We start from the raw sequence: 16,464 nt of genomic DNA on the forward strand, positions 1-16,464 counted from the left end.
TTACTGGCACGCCTCGCAGGACTCGGGGTTTTCCAGGGAGCAGGCGACGGCCTCGGGATCGGCCGCCTGAGCGGGGACGGGGGGAGGGGTGGGGGCCGCCGCCCCGGGAGTGGGGTCGGGCGCGGGCTGCGCGCCGCCGCCCGTACCGCGCGCGGACTGGGCGATACGGGTCGCGGGCCGCGAGCGGAGGTAGTACGTGGTCTTGATGCCGCGCTTCCAGGCGTACGCGTACATCGAGCTGAGCTTGCCGATGGTCGGCGAGGCCATGAACAGGTTCAGCGACTGGCTCTGGTCCAGGTACGGCGTACGGGCCGCGGCCATGTCGATCAGGGCGCGCTGCGGGATCTCCCACGCCGTGCGGTACAGCTCGCGGGTCTCGGCGGGGATCCACTCCAGCTCCTGCACGGAGCCGTTGGACTCGCGCAGCGCGTCGCGGGTGCGCGCGTCCCACAGCCCCAGCGCCTTCAACTCCTCGATCAGATAGGCGTTGACCTGGAGGAACTCCCCGCTCAGCGTCTCGCGCTTGAAGAGGTTGGAGACCTGCGGCTCGATGCACTCGTACACGCCCGCGATCGACGCGATGGTGGCCGTCGGCGCGATGGCCAGCAGCAGCGAGTTGCGCATGCCGGTCGTGGCGATACGGGCGCGCAGCGCCGCCCACCGGTCCGCCCAGCGCGGCTCGGCGTTCGGGTAGTGGTCCGGATGGAGCACGCCCCGGGCCGTACGCGTCGCGGACCAGGCCGGATGCGGGCCGTGCCGCTCGGCGAGGGCGGCGGACGCCTCGTACGCGGCGAGCATGATGCGCTCGGAGATCCGGGTGGACAGCTCGGCGGCCTCGGGGGAATCGAAGGGCAGCCGCAGCCGGAAGAAGACGTCCTGGAGGCCCATCAGGCCCAGACCCACCGGCCGCCAGCGGGAGTTGGAGTTCCCCGCCTGCTCGGTCGGGTAATAGTTGATGTCCACCACGCGGTCGAGGAAGGTCACGGCGGTACGGACCGTGGCGTCGAGGCGCTCCCAGTCCATCTGGCCGTCCGCGCCCAGGTGCGCCGCGAGGTTGACGGAGCCGAGGTTGCAGACGGCCGTCTCGCCGTCGTCGGTGACCTCCAGGATCTCGGTGCACAGGTTCGAGGAGTGCACGACCCTGCCCGGCTCGGCGGTCTGGTTCGCGGTGCGGTTGGCGGCGTCCTTGAACGTCATCCAGCCGTTGCCGGTCTGCGCGAGGGTGCGCATCATGCGGGCGTAGAGGACGCGCGCCGGGATCTGCTTGACGGCCAGGCCCGCCGCCTCGGCCGCGCGGTACGCGGCGTCGAACTCCGCCCCGTACAGGTCGACCAGCTCCGGCGCGTCCACCGGCGAGAACAGCGACCAGTCGGCGTCGGCCTCGACGCGGCGCATGAACTCGTCCGGGATCCAGTGCGCCAGATTGAGGTTGTGCGTGCGCCGCGCCTCCTCGCCGGTGTTGTCGCGCAGTTCCAGGAACTCCTCGATGTCCGCGTGCCACGTCTCCAGGTAGACGCAGGCCGCGCCCTTGCGCCGGCCGCCCTGGTTGACGGCGGCGACGGAGGCGTCGAGGGTCCGCAGGAACGGGACGATGCCGTTGGAGTGGCCGTTGGTGCCGCGGATCAGGGAGCCGCGGGAGCGGATGCGGCTGTACGAGAGGCCGATGCCGCCGGCGTGCTTGGAGAGCCGCGCGACCTGGTGGTAGCGGTCGTAGATCGAGTCGAGCTCGTCCCGCGGCGAGTCCAGCAGATAGCAGGACGACATCTGCGGGTGCCGGGTGCCGGAGTTGAAGAGGGTGGGGGAGGAGGGCAGGTACGACAGCGAGCTGGTGAGCCGGTACAGCTCGGCGACGTCCTCCAGCGCCCGTACGGAACGGTCCTCGGCGAGGCCGCACGCCACGCGCAGCAGGAAGTGCTGGGGGGTCTCGATGACCTGCCGGGTCAGCGGGTGGCGCAGCAGGTAGCGGCTGTGCAGCGTACGGAGCCCGAAGTAGCCGAACCGGTCGTCGGCGCCGTCGGCGAGCGCCTGGTCGACCAGAGCGTCGAGCCGGTCGGCGTGCGCCGTCACGAACGCCGCGGTCTCGTCCGCGATCAGGCCCTCGCGGTGGCCGGTGGCGACGGAGGCCGAGAAGGAGAGCGCGCCCTGGCCGGCCGCCTCGGCGGCGATCGCGAGGGTCAGCAGCCGCGCGGCCAGCCGCGAGTACTCGGGCTCCTCCGCGATCAGCCCGGCGGCGGCCTCGGTGGCCAGCGACCGCAGTTCGGCCGCGTCCGAACCGGGATGGCGGCCGCGCAGCGCGGCGGCGGCGACCTTGCCGGGGTCGGTGGCGGGCAGATCGGCGGTGAGATCGGTCAGGGTGCGCAGCAGCGCGGTACCCGGGCCGTCGGCCGCTGCCTCGGCTGCCTCGGCTGAGGCGGCGTCGGCTGAGTCGGCGTTGGCTGAGACCGGATCGGCTGAGACCGGATCGGCGGGCGCGATGGTCACGGTGTGGCTCTCCCTCGCTCGGCGGGGGCCAGGAGGGGAGGGCGCGACGGGCGCGTACGGGCGCGACCCGGGAAAGGGCGCACCGCACGGCGTCCACCGGCCCAACCCACGAGGCCCGGACGTATTCGACGCCCAGGCCGGGCATGGCGGCTCGGCCAGGGGCGTACGTACTGTCGGCAGGTCCTCGGACTGGTGAGTGCTTAAATGCGCACACATACACCGTTGCGGGACAGTTCCGGATTCGCACCGGATTCCCCTGCGGCGACAGCGAGCATGAGCATACATCTTGTGCTGGCGGTCGCACGCACCCCCACATCTTGTGTCGCTCTCCGTGCGAAGTGGGAATAATGTGCCGGTGCCGGTGCCGGTGCCGGTGCCGGTGCCGCTGCCGCGGCGGGGCTTTGCCCCCTGGTGGTTCTGCCACGCTCCGGGGTGCAGTTCCCCCGCGCCCCGGGGGCCTTTCCGCGGCCGGCGGGCCGCTTCTCCGCGGCTGCCGCGCCCCTTCGGCACGGCCGTCCCGCCGCTTGGCCGTGACCTTCGCGCCGCTTCGGCGCGGCTTTGCCGGCCGCTGTTGCGGCGCGGGGCTTTGCCGCCGGCGGTTGCGGCGTGGGTCCGCCGCGGCTGCGGCGTGCTTTCGCCGCGGGGCGGCATAGCGACGGACGTAGGTCTGCCACGGGCTCGGCGTGGGCCGGGCGCGGGTCCGGGGCGGGTCCGCCGGGGGTCGGTTGAGGCCCGCTGTGGATCCGGCGGAGGCCCGCCGTGGGCTGGTGAAGGTCCGCCGTGGGCCCGGCGCGGGCCTGGCATGGGCCCGCCGTTGGCCCGCCGCGGGGCCGGCGGAGGTCTGCCGTGGGCCCGGCGGAGGCCCGCCGTGGGGCTGGCGGAGGCCCGCCGTGGGCTCGGCAGGGTTTCGCTGCGGGGGCGGCATAGGGACGGATCCCTGTGGGGCCGACGGAGGTCCGCCGTGGGCCCGGCGCGGGCCTGGCATGGGTCCGCCGTGGCTCTGGCGGAGGTGGGTGCGGCATGGGTTCGGTACGGGTCCGTCGTGGGTACCGGCCTGAGCCCGGCATGGGGCCGCCGTTGGTCCGCCGTGGGGCCGGCGGAGGTCTGCCGTGGGCCCGGCGCGGGCTTGGCGCGGCCCGGCATGGGTCCGCTGTGAGGTCGGCCGAGGCCCGCCGAGGGCCCCGCACGGGCCCCGTGGTTCCGGCATACGTCCGGCGTGGGGTGCCGTGGGTCCGCTGTCGTGGTGTCGGCTTCTTGCCATGCGCGTGGGCCCGGTGTGTTGGTTGTGCATGACACGGGCCCCGCTTTTCCCTGCTGCAACAAGCGTATTGACGCCTGGTCCCGTGCCCGATCCGTTGACCGTGCTCGGTCAGCGGAGTTGGCTCGTCCGCGGTCGGCCCGCCCCGGGCACCCGGCACCCGGCACCCCGTCACCTCAGGAGGAGACGAGATGGGCAGTCACACGCGTCACGCACGTCACGCGCGCATGGCCGTCGTCGGGGCCGGGATGTGCTCGCTCGTGCTGCTGCCGGTGGCGGCGGCAGCCGCCTGGCCGGAGGCGCCGCGTACGGAACGCGCCGGCTTCGTCTCCGGCGGCGCACAGGCCGCCGGCTCCTTCGGCGGCGCGGCCATCTCCGCGAACGGCCGCTACGCCGTCTTCTCCTCGGACGCCGCGGACCTGGTGCCCGGCGACACCAACGGACAGCAGGACCTCTTCGTCAAGGACCTGCGGACCGGCGCCACCGAGCGCGTCAGCGTCGCCTCCGACGGCACGCAGGGCGACTCCTGGTCGGCGGAGCCCGCGATCAGCGCGGACGGCCAGTACGTCGCCTTCACCTCGGCGGCCACCAACCTCGTACCAGGTGACGACAACGGCACGGCCGACGTCTTCGTACGCGACCGCCGCACCGGCCAGACCGAACGGATCACCGACGACGGTACGGGCACGAGCACGGGTACGGGCGCTGGCCCAGGGAACGCGACGGCCCGCGGCTCCCGAACCCCGGCGATCAGTGCCGACGGTACGGGCGCGGGAGCGGGAGCTGGTACGGGTGGCCGCACAGGGAGCGGGGCCCGCGGCTTCCGGTCACCGGCGATCAGTGACGACGGCGCGGGAGCGGGTACGGGAGTTGGCCCAGGGAACGCGACGGCCCCCGGCTCCCGAGCGCCAACGATCAGTGACGACGGCACTGGTACGGATACGGGGCCAGGCATCGGCGCAGGCGTTGGCACAAGGAGTGCGGCCCCCGGTGGCTCCCAGGCCCCGGCGATCAGCGCCCACGGTACGGACATGGGTAAGGGCACGGGCGTTGGAGCCGGCACGGCCCCGGGCCCAGGGCGCCCGGCCTCCGGCGGTTCCCGGGCCCCGGCGATCAGTGCCGATGGCGCTGTCGTCGCCTTCGTGTCCGACCGTTCCGATCTGGTGCCGGGGGACACCAACGAGGTGCAGGATGTCTTCGCGTACGACCGGCGTACGCGCGCCACTCGGCGTGTCAGTGTCGCGGATGGCGGCGGCCAGGCGGACGCGGCGTCCAACTGGCCGATCGTCAGCGCGGACGGCCGCCATGTCGCCTTCGCCTCGCGCGCGACCAACCTCGACGCCGGACCGCCGCCCCCGGATTCCCCCGCCCCGGAGCCCCGCCCGTACCCCTCGTACGTCCATGACCTGCGCACCGGCCGTACGCGCGCCGCGAGCGTCGCGTGGGACCCCGTACGGAACACCGGCAGGGTCGCCGCGCTCGGCGAGGACGGCCGTTGGGCGGTCTTCGAGGGCGGCGGCCCGGCCGTGCTGCGCGGAGGCGCGGGCCGCGCCATGAGTCTCTTCCTGCATGACCGCGACAGCGACAGCGACAGCGGCCTCGCGCCGACAGTCACCGCCCCCGGCCGGAACGTTTTCGCGCGCGGCGCCGCCCCCGGCGAGGCCGACGGCAGTCGGCCGAAGCACGGCACGGAGTAGGACACAAGCCGCAGTTCCCTCTGCCGCAACAGGCGTATTGAAGTCCTATGGGCCGTCCCACGCGTTGACCGTGTACGGCCGAGCGAGTTGGCTCGGTGGCCACGGAAGACTCTTGGGAGGGGAGAGTCAGGATGGACTTACCCAGACATGCGCCCAGACCTGCGCCCAGGCGCTCGCCAAAGCGCTTACCGGGTCGCCTGCTCCGACGCACGGCCGTCATCGGCACGGCAGCAGCCGCGCTCGCACTGCCGCCGACAGGAGCCGCCTGGGCCGGCTCGGGGGCGCGGCCGCACACGGAGCGCGTGAGCGTGGCCGCCGACGGGACGCAGGCGGCCGGCGGCTCGTACACGGAGGGGGTCTCGGCCAACGGCCGCTATGTGGTCTTCACCTCGGCGGCCGCCAACCTGGTGCCCGGTGACACCAATGGCGTGGACGACGTGTTCGTCAAGGACCTGCGGACGAAGAAAGTCGAGCGCGTCAGTGTGGCCACCGGCGGCGCCCAGGCGGATTCCCGGTCGTCCGGCGCGGCCATCAGCGCCGACGGGCGGTACGTCGCGTTCAACTCGGACGCCGCCAACCTGGTGCCGGGCGACGACAACGGCGCGGACGACGTGTTCGTACGGGACCGGCGCACCGGCCGCACGGAGCGCGTCAGCGTCGGCACGGCCACCGGCCCGCAGCTCTACAACGCCTGGATGCCGGCGATCAGCGCCGACGGGCGCGTCGTCGCGTACGCCTCGCGCCGCGCCGATCTGGCGCCGGGCGACACCAACAACGCCCAGGACATCTTCGCGTACGACCGCGGTACGCACACCACCCGGCGGGTGAGCGTCGCGAGCGACGGCGCGCAGGCGGATGGCCCGTCCACCGCTCCGGTCATCAGCGCGGACGGCCGCCATGTCGCCTTCACCTCGCGGGCGTCCAACCTGGACCCCGGCACGCCGACGGCCAAGGAGTCCGGCAAGCCCTCGGTCGCCAAGCCCAGGGAGTACCCCTCCTTCGTCCACGACCTGCGCACCGGGCGGACCCGCGCCCTGACGGTCGACTCCCAGGGGCGGACGGCCGGCGGCAGCGTCACCTCGCTCAGCGCCGACGGCCGGTACGCGGTCTTCCACAGCTACTGGCCCAACGTGGTGCCGCAGACCCCCACCCGCGAAGGGCGGATCTATCTGCGGGACCTCCGCGAGGGCAGTACGACCCTGGAATCGCTCGCGGGCGACGGCAGCCGGCCGGACAGCGCCTCGTACGGGGGCAAGCTCGCCGACGGCGGCCGGCTGCTGTTCTTCCACTCCTCCGCGACGAACCTCGTCCCCGGCGACACCAACAACGCCGCCGACATCTTCGTACGCGACCTGGAGACGGGCCGGGTCGAGCTGGTGAGCCTCGCCGACGACGACAGCCAGTCAACGACGTGGACGGACGCCGTCGACGTCGACGCCGCGGGCCGGATCGCCGTCTTCGATTCCGACGACAGCCACTTGGTCGCCGGCGACACCAACGGGGCCGCGGACGTCTTCGTACGGCACGTGGAGCCCTGAGCAGCACTGCTGAACGTACGGGCGGGGCCCCGGCTCGACAGCCGGGGCCCCGCCCTCTCCTCTCGTACGGCTCGTACGGCTCGTACGGCGCGTATGGCTCCCTGGCCCGTACGGTCCTTGCGTACGCCTCAGTGCCCGCCCGGCGCCCCCGCCGTCGCCGGCGGCAGCTCCGCCTGTACGCCCGGGTCGCCGACGTCCGCCGTGTAGTCCGACGGCGACGTCTCGTCCACGCCCGCCGGAGCCTTCACGGCCCGCAGCACGACGGTCAGCACGACCGTCACGATGACGTTGAGCACGAACGCGGTGAGCCCGATGTAGCCGATCTCGCCGATGCCCGGGATCTGGTCGTTGCTGCCGCCGAAGTGCTTCTGGGTGGGGCTCGCCACCCCGTACGCGGCGACGGTGCCGTAGACCATGCCGACCGCCCACCCGGCGAGCAGCGCCCACCGGTGGAACCAGCGCGTGAACAGGCCGCCCACCAGCGCCGGGAAGGTCTGGAGAATCCAGATGCCGCCCAGTAGCTGGAAGTTGATCGCCACCGTCTTGTCCATGGTGAGGACGAAGACCAGCGCGCCGACCTTCACCAGCAGCGACACCAGCTTGGAGACCTTGGCCTCCTGCGCCGGGGTGGCCGCGGGCTTGATGAAGTCCTTGTAGATGTTGCGGGTGAAGAGGTTGGCGGCGGCGATCGACATGATCGCCGCGGGGACCAGCGCGCCGATGCCGATGGCCGCGAAGGCGACGCCCGCGAACCAGTCCGGGAACATGTTCTCGAAGAGCTGCGGGATCGCGAGCTGGCCGTTCTTCACTTTGACCCCGGCCGCGATCGCCATGAATCCGAGCAGCGCCAGCAGTCCCAGCATCAGCGAGTACAGCGGCAGGATCGTGGTGTTGCGGCGGATCACGTTGCGGCTGCGGCTGGAGAGCGTCGCGGTGATCGAGTGCGGATACATGAACAGCGCGAGCGCCGAACCCAGCGCCAGCGTCCCGTACGCCCACTGCGCCTTGTCGCCGCTGGCCAGCTCGCCGCGCGGCTTCCCGGTGGCCGGATTGACCTGCTCGAAGGCGTGGCCCGCCTTCGCGAAGATGTCGTCGAAGCCGCCGAGTTTGATCGGGATGTAGATGATCGCGACCAGGATGACGATGTAGATCAGTCCGTCCTTGACGAACGCGATCAGCGCGGGCGCGCGCAGCCCGGACGAGTACGTGTAAGCGGCCAGCACGGCGAAGGCGATGAGCAGCGGCAGGTCCTTGACGAACCAGTTGGTGTTCTCGCCGCCGCCCACGCCCATCACGTCCAGGACCGCCTGGATGCCGACGAGCTGGAGCGCGATGTACGGCATCGTGGCGAGGATGCCGGTCAGCGCCACGGCCAGCGAGAGCCCCTTGGAGCCGAACCGGCCGCGCACGAAGTCCGAGGTGGTCACGTACCCGTGCTTGTGCGAGACCGACCAGAGCCGGGGCAGGAAGGTGAAGATCAGCGGGTAGACGAGGATCGTGTACGGGACCGCGAAGAACCCGGCCGCGCCCGCCGCGTACACGGCGGCCGGCACGGCGACGAAGGTGTATGCGGTGTAGAGGTCGCCGCCGAGCAGGAACCAGGTGATCCAGGTGCCGAAGCTGCGGCCGCCGAGGCCCCACTCGTCGAGGCTCGCAGCGTTGTCAACGTTATCCGCGCGCCGCCAGCGGGCGGCCAGGAAGCCCATGACCGTGACGGCCACGAAGAAGAAGACGAAGACGCCGAGGGCGACGCCGTTCACGCCGTGGTTCATCGCTGCGCACCCGCCTTACGGGCCCGCTCGTGGCGGCGCACGATGACGTACGCGATGGAGGTCAGCCCGGTCGAGATCAGCACCCAGGCCATCTGGTACCAGTAGAAGAACGGGATGCCGATGAAGGCCGGGTCGGTCTTGGCGTACGAGCCGACCCACAGGATCGCGATGAAGGGGATGACGAGGCAGACGCCCGCCACGACGAGCGGCGCCGTGACGATGGGCCTCCGCTCGGCCTTGGGTGGTTCCGACATGGCACGCGCTCCGTCCCCTTGACCGATCTTCTGCGTAATGCGCAGGAAATCTAGAGGAGCCGCCCTCCGAACGTCACCCCCCGTCCGCATATCGGTACGGACACGCTTCACGGACCCGCAGGTCAGGGGGTATGAGCGTCAACCCGCCACGAGCACGGGGCCCCCTCAGCCCCAGCGCCCCCCAGCCCGCAGACCCCCTCAGTCCGTCGGCCTCCGCAGCCGCGCGACGAACTTGTACCGGTCACCCCGGTACACCGAGCGCACCCACTCCACCGGCTCGCCCCGCGCGTCCAGCGAGTGGCGGGAGAGGAGCAGCATCGGCAGGCCCACGTCCGTGCCGAGCAGGCCGGCTTCGCGCGGGGTGGCCAGGGAGGTCTCGATCGTCTCCTCGGCCTCGGCGAGGCGCACGTCGTAGACCTCGGCCAGCGCGGTGTAGAGGGAGGTGTACTTCACCAGGGAGCGGCGCAGCGCGGGGAAGCGCTTCGCCGACAGGTGGGTGGTCTCGATGGCCATCGGCTCGCCGCTCGCGAGCCGCAGCCGTTCGATGCGCAGCACCCGGCCGCCCGCGGTGATGTCGAGGAGTCCGGCGAGCCGGTCGTCGGCGGTGACGTAGCCGATGTCCAGGAGCTGGGAGGCGGGTTCGAGGCCCTGGGCCCGCATGTCCTCGGTGTAGGAGGTGAGTTGGAGGGCCTGCGAGACCTTCGGCTTGGCGACGAAGGTGCCCTTGCCCTGGATGCGCTCCAACCGCCCCTCGACGACGAGTTCCTGGAGTGCTTGGCGTACTGTCGTGCGGGAGGTGTCGAACTCCGCGGCCAGTGCGCGCTCTGGAGGAACCGGGGTGCCCGGGGGTAGTGTTTCGGTCATCTCCAGCAAGTGCCGTTTGAGGCGGTAGTACTTGGGGACGCGCGCGGTGCGCGTCACACCGGCCGCGCCGACGGCGCCGCCCTCCGTGGTGTCCCCGTCGGTCGTCAAGGTGCGCCTTCCTGACTCCGAACCTGCTGCCGTCACCGGCTCCTCCGTCCATTCGCGTCACATCGTGGCACGGGCGCGGCCCGAGCGGACCTGTGCCGCGGCTCCGACCTCAGGTGTCGGTCCGATAACGGACCTGACAGCGACTCTTATACACCCTTGACACCCCAAAAGGTCTAGGCCAAGCTGCGAGAACTGGTCTAAACCATTAAAGACCACAGTCGGTCCTTGAGGAGAGTGCTGTGAAGCGTGGGCTCATAGCGGCGACGGGTGTCGCGGCCATGTTGGTGAGTGTTGCGGCCTGTGGGTCCGGCGACGGTGACAAGAAGTCGGGCGCCGACGGATTCAAGGGCGAGACCTTGAACGTCTGGTTCATGGATGGCTCGAATCCGGCGAAGTGGACCAAGGACGTCCAGGCCGAGTTCGAGCAGAAGACGGGCGCCAAGCTCAAGATCACCATCCAGAAGTGGAACGGCATCCAGCAGAAGCTGACCACGGCGCTCTCCGAGTCCAACCCGCCGGACGTGGTCGAGATCGGCAACACCCAGACGCCGATGTACGCGCAGACGGGCGGTCTTGAGGACCTGTCCGATCTCAAGAAGGAGATCGGCGCCGACTGGACCGAGTCCATCAACAAGTCCTCCATCTTCGACGGCAAGCAGTACGCCGCGCCGTGGTGGGCCGCCAACCGCGTCGTCGTCTACAACAAGAAGATCTGGGCCGACGCCGGCATCAAGGACACGCCCAAGACGCGGACCGAGTTCCTCAAGGACCTCGACACGATCAAGAAGAAGGGCGACGCCGAGCCGCTCTACCTGCCCGGCCAGAGCTGGTACGTCCTCGACGGCATGATCCTCGCCCAGGGCGCCGACGTGGTGAAGAAGGACGGCAACAAGCTCGTCAGCAACCTCGGCGACCCGAAGGTCGCCAAGGCCATGGACATCTACAAGCAGTACCAGGCGTTCAGCACCGCCCCGAAGGACAAGGACGAGGCCAACCCGCAGCAGGGCGAGGTCTTCGGCAAGGGCAAGGTCGGCGCGTTCATCGGCATGGGCTGGGAGGCGAACGTCGCCATCAAGACCAACCCGGCCATCGCCAAGGACATCGGCTACTTCACCCTCCCCGGCGAGACCGCGGACAAGCCCGAGGGCGTCCTCCTCGGCGGCTCCAACCTCGCCGTCGCCGCGGGCAGCAAGAAGCAGGACCTCGCCAAGGAGTTCCTGAAGGTCGCGCTGTCCGACAAGAACGAGGGCGCGCTGGCCAAGGAGGTCGGCAACATCCCCAACAAGCAGTCCCTGCTGGACAACGTCAAGGGCAACCCGGCCGCCGAGGCGGCGACCCCCGCCGTCGCGGGCGGCGGCACCACCCCGCTGGTCCCCGAGTGGGCCGCGGTGGAGAACGAGCCGAACCCGATCAAGGCCTACATGACGGCCGTCCTGACCGGAAAGTCCGCCGACGAGGCCGCCAAGCAGGTCGAGTCCGACATGAACAAGCGGCTCAGCCAGAAGCAGTGAGCCCGGCGGGCCCGCGCCCGCACGTCACCTCCGTACGGACCGGTGCACCCCGGTCCGTACGGACTTCCGTCCGTACGGACCCATAACGCCCGCCGGCCGACGGCGCCGCTCCGTCGGCCCCGGCCGCCCGGCCCGGGCCCCGGCTGCCCGCCGGCTCCGTACGGGCCCCTGGTACGACCACGCACGGCGCGCTCGGCGCAGGAAGAAGAACCCCATGTCCATCGAGTCGAAAGAGGTCCCCGCGGACCTCGTCGCCCCTGGGGCCGGGAGCGCCGGGCCACCACCGGGCAAGCGCGCCCGCGGCACCGGACAGGGCGCGAGAGGCGGCGCGGCGCCGTATCTCCTGATCCTGCCGGCGGCCCTGGTCACCGTCGTACTGCTCGGCTGGCCGCTGGTCAACAACGGCCTCATCTCGTTCCAGAACCTCAATCCGCGCCAGCTCATCCAGCACGTCACGGAGTGGACCGGGTTCGACAACTACTCCGGGCAGCTCGGCAGTTCGGACTTCTGGAGCGTCGTGCTCCGGACCGTCCTGTTCACCGCCGTCAACGTCTTCCTGATCATGCTGATCGGGTCCCTGATCGGGCTGCTCCTCGCCCGGCTCGGCAAGAGGATGCGGCTGCTGCTGATGCTCGGCCTCGCGCTCGCCTGGGCCATGCCCGTCATCGCCGCGACCACCGTCTTCCAGTGGCTCTTCGACGCGCGCTACGGCGTCGTCAACTACGTCCTGGACCAGCTCGGCTGGCACTCGATGGCCCACTACAACTGGATCGGCGACCAGCTCTCGACGTTCTTCGTCATCATCGTGCTGATCGTCTGGCAGTCGGTGCCCTTCGTCGCCTTCAACCTCTACGCGGCGACGACCACCATCTCCAAGGAGCTGTACGAGGCCGCGTCGCTGGACGGCGCCGGCGCCTGGAAGAGCTTCACCTCGGTGACGTTCCCGATGCTGCGGCCCTTCTTCCTGGCCACCACGTTCCTGGAGATCATCTGGGTCTTCAAGGCGTTCCCGCAGGTCTACGCCATCAACCAGGGCGGCCCCGACCACCTCACCGAGACCCTGCCCGTGCACGCGTTCGTGGAGGGCATGGGCAGCCAGCACTTCGGAGTGGGCGCGGCCATCTCCATCCTCACCATCCTGATCCTGCTGGCGCTGATGGCGTATTACTTCCGCATCGTCTTGAAGCAAGAGGAGGACGAGCTGTGAGGCGCTCACTTCTGGGCCGCGTCTGGCCGGGAGCGACCGCGGTCGTTCTCTTCATCGGCCTGGTGTTCCCCGTCTACTGGATGTTCGCCACGGCCTTCAAGCAGAACAAGGACGTCATCAGCGAGGTCCCGGTCTGGTTCCCGACCAGCCCGACCTTCGAGCACTTCGCCAAGGCCATGAACGCCGACGGCTTCTGGACGCTGGTCGGCAACTCCTTCACCGTCACCGTGCTCGCCGTCCTCTTCTCGCTGGTCATCGGCGTCTCCGCGTCCTTCGCGATCGCCCGTATGCGCTTCAAGGGACGCAAGAGCACCATCCTGGTCATGATGATGGCGCAGATGGCCCCCTGGGAGGTCATGGTCATCGCCATCTACCTGGTGGTGCGCGACGCGGACATGCTCAACAGCCTGGTGCCGCTCACCGCCTTCTACACGATCATGGTGCTGCCCTTCACCATCCTGACGCTGCGCGGCTTCATCGCCGCCGTGCCCAAGGAGCTGGAGGAGTCCGCCATGGTCGACGGCTGCACCCGCCGGCAGGCCTTCGTCAAGGTCGTCTTCCCGCTGCTGGCCCCCGGCCTGATGTCCACCTCGCTGTTCGGCTTCATCACCGCCTGGAACGAGTTCCCGCTCGTCCTCATCCTCAGCAAGGACCCCTCCGCCCAGACCCTCCCGGTCTGGCTCACCGGATTCCGCACCACCTTCGGCGACGACTGGGGCGCCACCATGGCCGCCTCCTCCCTCTTCGCCGTCCCCATCCTCGTCGTCTTCCTGATCCTGCAGCGCAGGGCGGTCGGCGGACTCACCTCCGGCGCAGTGAAGGGATAACGCTCGCCCATGACGACACTCGCACGCGACACCGACACCCTGACCCGAGACGCGCTCACCGTCCTGCAACCCGGCTTCACCGGCACCGAGGCCCCGGACTGGCTGCTGCGCAGGATCGGTGAGGGGCTCGCCTCCGTCGCCCTGTTCGGCCGCAACGTCGCCACGCCCGAGCAACTCGCCGCCCTCACCGCGCGGCTCCGCGCCGAACGCCCCGACATCCTCGTCGCCATCGACGAGGAGGGCGGCGACGTGACCCGGCTGGAGGTCCGTACCGGCTCCTCCTTCCCCGGCAACTTCGCGCTCGGCGCCGTCGACGACCCCCAGCTCACCCGGGCCGTCGCCCGCGAGCTGGGCCGCCGGCTCGCCGAGTGCGGCGTCAACCTCAACTGGGCGCCGTCCGCCGACGTCAACTCCAACCCCGGCAACCCGGTCATCGGCGTCCGCTCCTTCGGCGCCGACCCGCACCTCGTCGCCCGGCACACCGCGGCCTACGTCGACGGGATGCAGTCCGCCGGCGTCGCCGCCTGCACCAAGCACTTCCCCGGCCACGGCGACACCACCGTCGACTCGCACCACGACATGCCGCGCATCGGCGCCGACCTCGGCACCCTCTACGCCCGCGAGCTGACGCCGTTCCGGGCCGCCATCGCGGCCGGCACCAAGTCCGTGATGAGCGCCCACATCCTGCTGCCCGCGCTCGACCCGAGCCTGCCGGCCACCCTCAGCCCGACCACGCTGCACGGCCTGCTGCGCGCCCCCGAGAGCGAGGGCGGCCTCGGCTTCGACGGGCTGATCGTCACCGACGGCATGGAGATGCACGCCATCGCCGGCACCTACGGCATCGAGCACGGCAGCGTGCTCGCCCTCGCCGCGGGCGCCGACGCCATCTGCGTCGGCGGCAACACCGCCGACGGGGACACCGTGCTGCGGCTGCGCGACGCGCTCGTCGCGGCCGTACGCGCCGGGGAACTGCCCGAGGAGCGGCTCGCCGACGCCGCGGCCCGGGTGCGCGCCCTGGCGCGCTGGACCTCGGAGGCGGGCGCGGTGGGGCAGGAGGGGACCGCGCCCGCCCCCGAGGTCGGGCTCGTCGCCGCCCGCCGCGCGCTGCGGATCACCGGCGCGTACGAACCGGTCACCGGGCCCGCGTACGTCGCCGCCTTCACGCCCGTCGCCAACATCGCCGTCGGCGACGAGACGCCCTGGGGGCCCGGCGCCGAACTCGCCGAACTCCTGCCGGGCACCGCGACCGGGACGTACGACGGCGAACTCGCCGCCGCGCAGGGGACGCCCAAGACGATCGCAAATGTGCTCGACGCAGCCGGGGAACGTAGGATCGTCGCAGTGGTACGCGACGTCCACCGGCACCCCTGGATGGCCGACGCACTGGAAGCCCTCCTCGCCGCCCGGCCGGACACGGCCGTCGTCGAGATGGGCGTGCCCCAGGCGCCGCCCGCCGGAGCGCCGCACATCGCGACTCACGGGGCCGCCCGCGTCTGCGGACGGGCCGCCGCGGAGGTCATCGTCGGCAAGGGCGCCGGACGCTGAGCCCCGTGGTTCGTACGCAACACAGCCATTTGGAGGCACCCAGCATGTCCGCCACGATCCCCGATCGGCACAGCGAGCAGCCGGGCCGGATCATGTCCGGCGAAATCGTCGAGCAGCCCGCGGTGCTGCGCCGCATCCTCGACGAGGGCGGGCCGAAGATCCGGGAGATCGCCGAGGCCGTCGCCGCGAAGAAGCCGCGGTTCGTCCTCCTGACCGCGCGCGGCACCTCCGACAACGCGGCGCTGTACGCGAAGTACCTGCTGGAGGTGCGGCTCGGCATCCCGTGCGGCCTCACCTCGATGTCCACCACGACGGCGTACGGCGCCCAGCCGGACCTCACCGACGTGCTGGTCATCACGGTCTCCCAGTCCGGCGGCTCGCCGGACCTGGTGGCCTCCACCAAGGCGGCCCGCGAGGCCGGCGCGATCACGCTGGCGGTCACCAACAACGCCGAGTCGGAGCTGGCCGCGGTCTCCGAGTTCCACATCGACGTGCTGGCGGGCCCGGAGAAGGCGCTCCCCGCCACCAAGACGTACACCGCCGAACTGCTCTCCCTCTACCTCTTCGTCGAGGGGCTGCGGGGCGGCGACGGCGCCGCGGCGGCGGCCCTGCCCGACCTGGCCCAGCGCATCCTGGCCCGCGGCGCGGAGGTCAAGCAGCTCGCCGGCCGCTACCGCTTCGCGGAGCGGATGGTCCTGACCTCGCGCGGCTACGGCTACCCGACCGCGAAGGAGGCCGCGCTGAAGCTGATGGAGACCAGCTACATCCCGGCGCTCTCCTACTCCGGCGCGGACCTGCTGCACGGCCCGCTCGCCATGATCGACGCCATCTCGCCGGTCATCGCGATCGTCACCGACGGCAAGGGCGGCGAGGCGCTCCAGCCGGTCCTGGAGCGGCTGCGCGGCCGGGGCGCGGACCTCGTGGTCATCGGCGACGAGGCCGAGGTCGCCAAGGCGTCCGCGGGCTTCGCCCTGCCCACCGACGGCGTCCCCGAGGAGCTCCAGCCGATCCTGGAGATCCTCCCGCTCCAGCTCCTGGCCTACGAGGTCACCATCGCCCGCGGCCAGGACCCGGATGCCCCCCGCGCGCTGGCCAAGGTCACCGAGACCCGCTGAGCCCGTACGCACGCACGACAGGGCCCCTCACCCGCCGGGTGAGGGGCCCTGTCGCGCCGAAGTGGGCTCTCGCCGTCGTGAAAACACTTCGGGCCGCGGCGCCAGGACGGGACCCTCAACCCGACCGGCACCGCAGCCCGGAGCAGACATCGGCCGACCGGTGGCGCGAGGTGTGCGGGCCCCGCGGCCGGTGAGGCCGACTGAGGTCCGGGACGCGGTCAGGGCAGAGAGCGCCACGGTCCTCGATCCGCCCTCCTGTGCGGGGAGAGCGGAGGCTTTACCAGACC

11 protein-coding genes and 1 riboswitch are annotated in these 16,464 nt (G+C 71.3%); of the genes, 7 read left to right on the forward strand and 4 right to left on the reverse strand.

Annotated features, from left to right (window positions below; translation table 11 throughout):
* Nucleotides 1-2,481, reverse strand: a complete 2,481-nt coding sequence (locus tag IF55_RS20175; protein ID WP_030878632.1) for a ribonucleoside-diphosphate reductase subunit alpha — start codon at nucleotides 2,479-2,481, stop codon at nucleotides 1-3.
* Nucleotides 2,482-2,639: 158 nt separating this feature from the next.
* A riboswitch (cobalamin riboswitch) is annotated at nucleotides 2,640-2,762 on the reverse strand.
* Between the two features lie 1,168 nt (nucleotides 2,763-3,930).
* Between IF55_RS20175 and IF55_RS20180 the strand changes: the two genes are divergently transcribed.
* Together IF55_RS20180 and IF55_RS20185 are read left to right on the forward strand one after the other, a co-directional pair.
* Nucleotides 3,931-5,436, forward strand: a complete 1,506-nt coding sequence (locus IF55_RS20180; protein ID WP_030878633.1) for a TolB family protein — start codon at nucleotides 3,931-3,933, stop codon at nucleotides 5,434-5,436.
* Nucleotides 5,437-5,738: 302 nt separating this feature from the next.
* The gene (locus IF55_RS20185) at nucleotides 5,739-6,974 is read left to right on the forward strand and encodes a TolB family protein (protein WP_048832211.1); all 1,236 of its coding nucleotides are present in this window, start codon (nucleotides 5,739-5,741) and stop codon (nucleotides 6,972-6,974) included.
* A gap of 128 nt (nucleotides 6,975-7,102) precedes the next feature.
* Here IF55_RS20185 and mctP read toward each other — a convergent pair whose 3' ends face one another.
* The 3 genes from mctP to IF55_RS20200 form a co-directional block, all read right to left on the reverse strand.
* Nucleotides 7,103-8,746, reverse strand: a complete 1,644-nt coding sequence (gene mctP, locus IF55_RS20190; RefSeq protein WP_030878636.1) for a monocarboxylate uptake permease MctP — start codon at nucleotides 8,744-8,746, stop codon at nucleotides 7,103-7,105.
* Nucleotides 8,743-9,000: a DUF3311 domain-containing protein gene (locus IF55_RS20195; RefSeq protein WP_030878639.1), complete on the reverse strand. Its 258-nt coding sequence runs from the start codon at nucleotides 8,998-9,000 to the stop codon at nucleotides 8,743-8,745. The genes mctP and IF55_RS20195 overlap by 4 nt, the downstream gene beginning before the upstream one ends.
* Before the next feature lie 198 nt (nucleotides 9,001-9,198).
* On the reverse strand, nucleotides 9,199-9,972 hold the full coding sequence (locus IF55_RS20200) for a GntR family transcriptional regulator (protein WP_030878641.1): 774 nt from the start codon (nucleotides 9,970-9,972) through the stop codon (nucleotides 9,199-9,201).
* Between the two features lie 239 nt (nucleotides 9,973-10,211).
* Here IF55_RS20200 and IF55_RS20205 point away from each other — a divergent pair, with 239 nt between their 5' ends.
* From IF55_RS20205 to IF55_RS20225, 5 genes are all read left to right on the forward strand, one after another.
* Nucleotides 10,212-11,483 carry an extracellular solute-binding protein gene (locus IF55_RS20205; RefSeq protein ID WP_030878642.1) on the forward strand — a complete coding sequence of 424 codons (1,272 nt, stop codon included), beginning with the start codon at nucleotides 10,212-10,214 and terminating at the stop codon, nucleotides 11,481-11,483.
* Nucleotides 11,484-11,697: 214 nt separating this feature from the next.
* On the forward strand, nucleotides 11,698-12,690 hold the full coding sequence (locus IF55_RS20210; RefSeq protein ID WP_030878644.1) for a carbohydrate ABC transporter permease: 993 nt from the start codon (nucleotides 11,698-11,700) through the stop codon (nucleotides 12,688-12,690).
* Nucleotides 12,687-13,517 (forward strand): carbohydrate ABC transporter permease, encoded by an 831-nt coding sequence (locus IF55_RS20215; RefSeq protein WP_030878646.1) that lies wholly within the window; start codon nucleotides 12,687-12,689, stop codon nucleotides 13,515-13,517. The genes IF55_RS20210 and IF55_RS20215 overlap by 4 nt, the downstream gene beginning before the upstream one ends.
* A 9-nt stretch (nucleotides 13,518-13,526) precedes the next feature.
* Entirely contained in the window at nucleotides 13,527-15,062 is a 1,536-nt protein-coding gene (locus IF55_RS20220) for a glycoside hydrolase family 3 protein (protein WP_030878648.1), read from the forward strand.
* Nucleotides 15,063-15,106: 44 nt separating this feature from the next.
* On the forward strand, nucleotides 15,107-16,177 hold the full coding sequence (locus IF55_RS20225) for an SIS domain-containing protein (protein ID WP_030878649.1): 1,071 nt from the start codon (nucleotides 15,107-15,109) through the stop codon (nucleotides 16,175-16,177).
* The last annotated feature ends 287 nt before the right edge of the window (nucleotides 16,178-16,464 follow it).

It is taken from the genome of Streptomyces varsoviensis (assembly GCF_000718635.1).
Classification (GTDB): Bacteria; Actinomycetota; Actinomycetes; order Streptomycetales; family Streptomycetaceae; genus Streptomyces; species Streptomyces varsoviensis.